The sequence below is a fragment of the Frankia sp. CeTa3Moorea genome (assembly GCF_978021225.1).
This window is the reverse complement of the sequence record NZ_CDXDOR010000057.1, coordinates 8,495-15,258: the sequence shown is the minus strand read 5'-3', so window position 1 is coordinate 15,258 and position 6,764 is coordinate 8,495. Positions and strand designations below refer to the sequence as shown.

The 6,764-nt window shown below is 70.0% G+C and carries 5 protein-coding genes; 4 read left to right on the top strand and 1 reads right to left on the bottom strand.

Translation table 11 applies throughout. The features are described 5' to 3' along the window. Positions 1 to 1,308: ABC transporter substrate-binding protein (locus AC08OV_RS12275; protein WP_476619687.1), on the bottom strand; the 1,308-nt coding region annotated here is incomplete at its 3' end. A 423-nt stretch (positions 1,309 to 1,731) separates the two neighbouring features. Between AC08OV_RS12275 and AC08OV_RS12270 the strand changes: the two genes are divergently transcribed. From AC08OV_RS12270 to AC08OV_RS12255, 4 genes are all read left to right on the top strand, one after another. Beyond that, a complete protein-coding gene (locus tag AC08OV_RS12270; protein WP_476619686.1) occupies positions 1,732 to 4,689 on the top strand; it encodes a sensor histidine kinase in 2,958 nt (985 codons plus the stop codon). Between the two features lie 116 nt (positions 4,690 to 4,805). Next, positions 4,806 to 5,210, top strand: coding sequence for a roadblock/LC7 domain-containing protein (locus tag AC08OV_RS12265; protein WP_476615928.1), 405 nt, complete (start codon positions 4,806 to 4,808; stop codon positions 5,208 to 5,210). A gap of 74 nt (positions 5,211 to 5,284) precedes the next feature. Beyond that, complete coding sequence (locus AC08OV_RS12260; protein ID WP_462187236.1) at positions 5,285 to 5,644, top strand: DUF742 domain-containing protein; 360 nt, start codon at positions 5,285 to 5,287, stop codon at positions 5,642 to 5,644. A gap of 117 nt (positions 5,645 to 5,761) precedes the next feature. Continuing rightward, positions 5,762 to 6,691, top strand: a complete 930-nt coding sequence (locus AC08OV_RS12255; RefSeq protein ID WP_476615927.1) for a proline dehydrogenase family protein — start codon at positions 5,762 to 5,764, stop codon at positions 6,689 to 6,691. The last annotated feature ends 73 nt before the right edge of the window (positions 6,692 to 6,764 follow it).

The window sequence follows — 6,764 nt, the reverse complement described above, 5'->3', positions numbered from 1 at the left end:
TGACGGATGTCCGACAGTCGTCACGGCCGTCCCCGGCGCGGGCCACCTGACCGTCGTCGTGGCCAGGTCGCGGGGGTAGACGGTTCTGAACGTCGTACCGGTGGCCTGTTCGATCGCTGTTGCGGAAAGTGTGTTCTGGTGGGTTCCGTCGAAATGGACGCCGTTCCACGGCATGATGGTCGAACTCGCGGGTAGATTCAGGGCGGTCAACGCGGAGCGGACCAGTTCACGATCCGCACTGCCCGCGTCATCGATTGCCTGCGCGATCGTGGTCACGGCGGTGAAGGCCTCGGCCGCATCCTCGGTCATCGGCGCCCCGAAATCGTGCAGATAGCGGTCGATTACTCTCGCGGCCAGCGGATTGGCCCGGGCGATGGGCATCGACCAGGCGACCTGACGGCTGACCCGATCGGCGAACTCGGGAACCGCGGCGAGTCGGGCGGCCTCCGCCGGGTCGCCGTACACGACAACCGCGGGTGGTATGTACCCACCATCCCGGAAAGTGTTTCCCAGAATTTCTCCCTGGCTGGGAGAAATATTCGTCAGTACAACGTCGGGTGCAGCGGTTCGCAAGGCGCCGACGGCGGCGGCCAGATCGCCTGTACCCGGCTGGCCTGTACCCGGCTGGTAGGCCACGCTCGCCACGACCGGGTAACCGGTCTCCTCGGCGCGCTCTGCCACAGTCGCCTGCATATCGAGGCCGGTGGCGTCGTTGGTGTAAAGCAGGGCGACGCGTCGGCGCTCCTGGCCCGGCTGCTCGGCGTCACGCAGCAGGGACAGGAAGGTGCCGCCGTAGTCGGCCGCGTCGGGTCCGATCCGGAAGAACCAGCTCAGCCCACGTTCGGTCAGCGCCGTCAGCGGCGGGCCTCCGCTGACGAACGGGATCTGCAGGCGTTCGGCCCGCTGGCTGGCTTCCAGGGTGGCGTCCGGGGTGAACGCGCCGACGATGCCTACGACACCGTGGTTGGTCACTAAGCGTGATGTGACGTCCGCGGCCTGGTGCGGATCGCTGCTTGTGTCCAATGTCACAACAGAAAGGTGGGCCCGGCCGGATGGCCCCCAGACGCCTCTGGTCTCGTCGCTCGCCCAGCTTTCGCCGGCGTTGATGAGACGGCTGGCGAGCTCTGCTCCGCGTTGTGCGTCACGCCCCGTTTCGGGATTGCCATGGGTCAGGGGGGCGAGCAGTCCGATCTTGACCTCGCCGGAAACTCGGGCCGGCTCGGCTTTGCCACCGCCATCGCAGGCGGCCAGCGCGACTACGGAGAGAAACGCAAGGCCCGCGACCGTGCTTCGAAACCCGTGGATCATCGCGCTCCCCGCATGCCCGGCTCGGTGAGGAGTGAAAGCTGGCAGTGGCCAGCGGCGACACTAGTTGCTTGTCGGGCAACAACCGCAGCCGGGCTGCCCGGCAGCGCGGGTGATTGACGGGGCCGATCGTCAGGCGACCCCACCGGCGGCGGCATCGGGCGCCCACATAGTCTTTGCAGGCCAAGGCATAGTCTTTGCAGGCCAAGGCATAGTCTTTGCAGGCCAAGGCATAGTCTTTGCCGGCCGGGGCCGGGACTGGCCTGGCGGGACAGTTCCAGAGGGCGATCCGAGAGGGCGAGAGGTACCGATCTCGTGGTCCAGCCGGGAAGAAGGCGGGTCGCGACGGATGACCCGCCGGGGTCCTCTGTCGAGGGCCGGCATCGTGGCGCGGGCACACCCGGGGACCGGGAGCAGCCATCCCCGGTGCGGCGTCGGCGGCACTCGGCGGGGGCCTCGACCGCCACGGCTCCGACCGCCTCGACCGCCACGGCTCCGACCGCCGCCGCGGCCATGACCGGGGCGGGGGAGTTCCGATCGCGTCCGTGGCGGCGGCCGCGCCTGCACGACCTCCCCGTGCGCGGGAAGCTCTTCGCGGCGTTGGCGGTGCCCATGGCGGCCTTCCTGGCGGTGGCGATTCTCGCCGGCGTGACCTGGCTGTCCGACGCCGCCAGCTACGGTCACGGGGTGACCGAGGCGAAGCTCGGCCGGGACGTGACCGCGGCGGTGCACGAGATGCAGCTCGAGCGGGATCTCGCCGCGGGCTTCATCATGAGTGGGCGTGGCGCCAACCCGACCAGCAGGGCGCTGGCCGACCGGCTGAACACCGAGCAGCGTGTTGTGGACAAGGCGCTGACCCGTTTCCAGGCCTCGCTAAGGTCCTCCTCCGGCCGTCTCGGCCGAGGGGCCTCCCCGCTGTCCGCGCAGGTGCGGCAGAGCATCGCCGCACTGCCCGCGCTGCGCCAGGCCGTCCGGGGCGGGAAGCTGCCCATCGGCGCGATCCTGAGCGAGTACTCGACCACGATCAGCCGCCTGCTCGCCTTCGACCGCCGGATCGGGCAGGACAGGAACGACGACGAGCTCCGCTACTCCACCATGGTCCTCAATGACCTGTCGACCATCAAGGAGATCAACTCCCAGATCCGCGGTCAGCTCTACGCCACGGCCCTCACCGGCCGGTTCGAGTTCGGCGCCGCCGAACGGATGTCCGGTCTTCTCGCCGAGGAACAGACGGCCGAGGACGCGTTCCGCGCCGCAGCCCGCCCCAGCGACCGGATCCGCTACGATCAGATCGTCAACGGTCAGGCGTTGCTGACGGTCAAGCGCACCCCCGACCGTGCCGTCCAGCGTCAGCGACTGCCCGACCTCGGCATCGATCCCGACCAGTGGTTCGCGGCCAGCACTACCCACATCGAGCTGCTGCGCACCGTCGAGACCGGACTGCTCGACAACGTCATCGGGTCCGCGAGCGAGCTGCGCTCCACCGCCTGGGAGCGGACCGCCATCCTCGGCGCGCTGATCATCACTATCATGGTCGGTGCGATCGTGTGGACGCTGGCGATCGCGCGCACGATGACCGGCCCCCTGCGCAGACTGCGGACGGGCGCCCTCGACGTCGCCCACGAGCGCCTTCCCCACCTGATCGAGCAGCTGCAAACCGCGTACCCGGACCAGGTCGACACGACGATCCGGTCCATCGCCATCGCCATCGACTCCCGTGACGAGATCGGCGAGGTCGCGCGCACCTTCGACGAGCTGCAGCACGAGGCGGTGCGGCTGGCTACCGAACAGGCCGGCCTGCGGCGCAACGTCAACACCCTGTTCCTGAGCCTGTCCCGGCGCAGCCAGAGCCTCATTGAACGGCAGATCGCGCTCATCGACCGGCTGGAGGCCACCGAGGAGAACCCCCTCCAGCTGGAGAACCTGTTCAAGCTCGACCACCTGGCGACCCGGATGCGCCGCAACAGCGAGAACCTGCTCGTGCTCGCGGGGGCTGGACCGGGCCGGCGCCGGGTGGGTCCGGTACCGCTGGGTGACGTGCTGCAGGCCGCGATCGGCGAGATCGAGCAGTACGAACGGATCCAGATCATCGAGGTGCCGGAGGTGCAGGTTGCCGCCGACTCCGTCAACCACGTCGTCCACCTCGTCGCCGAGCTACTGGAGAACGCCGCCCAGTTCTCCCCGCCATACCTCGCGGTCGACCTCGCCGCGTCCCGCCTCGACGACGGCAGACTGCTCATCATCATCGACGACGCCGGCCTCGGGATGTCGGAGAAGGAGCTGACCGCAGCCAACCAGCGGCTGGCCGAGCCTCCGGTGTTCGACTTCTCGATCGCCCAACGCCTCGGCCTGTTCGTCGTGGCCCGCCTGGCCGCGCGGCACGACATCGCGGTGCGGCTGGCACGCTCGGATACCGGCGGGGTTCGCGCGCTCGTCCATCTGCCTGCCGTGCTGCTCGTCGCGGGCACTCCGCCTCGTGGCACCGCGCCTCGTGGCAACGGCCTGGCGGCTCCCGGCCTGGCGGCTCCCGGTGCGACGGACCTGAACGGTCACGGTCCTACCGGTCCTACCGGTTCTGTGGGGCCTACCGGTTCTGTGGGGCCTGCGGGGTCGCTCGGCGGTCCCGATACGCCGCCGGCCGGTCTCGGCTCTTACACCTCCTACACGCCGACTGAGGAGTGGTTCCGGCCGCGCGGTGTCGATCTTGGCGTCGTCGACGAGCTCGCCGACGACGCCGACTCGCCCACCGTGGCCGAGGCCGGTGGCGAGTCGCGTCTGGGCGCCGTCACGGGATCGGAGGGCGGGGCCGTCCTGCCTCCGATCGAGGAGGCGGTGGCCGCGCTCCGTCGTCGGCGCGAGCGTGGGGCGGACAGAAGGATGCGCGCCGCCGCGGCGCGGCCGCCTGAGCCCCCCGAGCCCTCCGAGGAGAAGTTCAACTGGTTCACGCGAGATCCGGCACCGTCGCGTTCCGCGGCGCGCATCCCACCCGCGTCCCTCGAGCCACCCGCGTCCCTCGAGCCATCAGCGGCCGGTGGGGCGGCGCGGTCGGGCGGGGCGGTAACCGTCGGTGGGGTATCGGGCTCGGGCGAAGCGGCGGTGAGTGACCATCCCCCCATCGGGCCAGACGGTCCCAGGACCCCCTCCGGGCTGCCGATCCGCGCCCCGCAGACCCACGGGCTCCTCGGTCCGGACCCGTTGGGCACGCCCCCGTCCAGGTCCGCGACCGCTCGCCCCCCCGATGCCGGCCCTGACCTTTTCGGCCCGGCAGCGGCGCTCACGCCGGCCCCGGAACAGCAGACGGTGGCGCCCGAACGGATCCGCGGCCGCCTGAGCCGACTGTACGAAGGCGTTCACCATGCTCGTGGTGTCAAGGGAGACCCCTGACGAGCCTGGCAGCGACGGATGACCATCCGCACCCCTCCTGCCTGCGCGCGGACACCGCACCGCCTGATTCGCACTCCCTGATTCGCACCCCCTGATTCGCATAGTCTGGAGGACACGTGACCCACGCGGATCCCGAGAATCCCTCGCTCGACTGGCTTGTCAACAACTTCGTCGACTTCGTGCCCGGTGTGGCCAATGCGATCGTCGCGTCCTCGGACGGGCATCTCCTCGCCGTCTGCACTGGTTTCCCGCGTGAGCGGGCGGAACGGCTGAGTTCCCTCGCGTCCGGTCTGTTCAGCCTGACCTTGGCCGCCGCCGACTTCGTGGACGGCGGCCACGTCACCCAGACCATCGTCGAGATGGCCCAGGGCTCGCTGCTGCTCATGGCCGTCGGGGAGGGGTCCTACCTGGCCGTGCTCGCCACCAACACCTGCGATATCGGGCTCGTAGGGTACGAGATGACGGTGCTCGTCGCCCGGACCCGGGAGGCGCTCACCCCGGCCCGCCGCGAAAATGTGTGACCAGGTGCCCACCAAGTGACATCCCCCATGACCCCATGACCCCATACCCCATGACCAGGTGACCAGGTGACCACGTGAACGGGGACGCGGTGGAGCCGTCGGGCGAGCTCGTGCGGCCGTACACGGCGACCCGCGGCCGGGCGCGCCCGTCCCGTCTGCTGGCGCTCGAGGCCATGGTGACCACGACACCGCTCGGCCGCGGGCGGCTGCCGGTCCTGCTTCTCGAACAGAAGTCGATCGTCGCGATGTGCGTGCAGCCTCAGTCGGTGATCGAGATCGCGGCCGAGCTGCGTTTGCCTGTGGGCGTCGTCCGCGTGCTCGTCGCCGACGCGGCGGCGGACCGCCTGGTGGAGATCTCCCAGCTCACCATGCCGACGGGAGCCCCGCAGCTCGAGTTGCTCGACCGGGTACTCGCCGGCCTGCGTCGCCTCTGAGCCGGCGCGCTCTGAGCCGGCGCGGCATTCCGCGCCGCTAGGCTGGACAGAGCATCGAGCTTACGTGAAGCTTCGGATCACGCTTATTCTGTCACGTCGCCTCAGGGGACGATCGATATGATCCAAAAGCTGATGCCTCCCGTGTCCCGCCATCCGCTCACCCGCGCGCTCGTCACACGTACCCCCCTTGCCCGGGGGATCATCGATCGCTTTGTCGCCGGCCCGTCCGACGCGGACGCGGCCGCCGCGGTAGCCGGACTTGCGGACCTCGGCCTCCTGGCGACGGTGGATCTGCTCGGTGAGGACATCACCCGTGCGGAGGACGCGGCCCACACCCTGCTGGCCTACCTCGGGCTGCTCGACCTCGCCGACCGCGCGGGGATCGCCGCCGGTCTCGACGTCTCGGTGAAGCTGTCCGCGCTCGGTCAGGCCGTGCCTCGCGACGGCCGCAAGCTGTCGTACGAGAACGCCGCCGAGATCTGCGCGCGGGCAGCGGCGGCGAACGCGACGGTCACCCTGGACATGGAGGATCACACCACCACGGACTCGACGTTGGACACCCTGGTGGAGCTGCGTCGGGACTTCCCCTCCGTCGGCGCCGTCCTGCAGGCGCAGCTTCTGCGCACCGAGACGGACTGCCGTGACCTCGCCACCGCCGGGTCACGGGTGCGGCTGTGCAAGGGCGCCTACCGCGAACCGCCCGCCGTAGCCCACCAGGGACGTCCGGCTGTCGCCGCCGCGTACGCCCGCTGTCTGGGAATCTTGCTCACCGGATCGGGCTATCCCATGATTGCCACTCACGACCCCGCCCTCCTGAACCTCGCCGGCCGGTTCGCCGAGCACGTGGGACGCCTGCCCGCGACCTTCGAATACCAGTTGCTGTACGGGGTACGCCCGGTCGAGCAGCGGCGGTTGGCGTCGACCGGGGCCACGGTGCGGGTGTATGTGCCCTACGGGGCGGACTGCGTGCCGTACCTGACCCGGCGGCTGGTGGAGAGACCCACGAACCTGCTGCTCGCCGCTCGCGCGCTCCGGAGTCGGGCCTGAGATGCGGTGGGCCTGAGATGCGGTGGGCCTGGGATACGGCGGGCCTGGGATACGGCGGGCCTGGGATTATGGG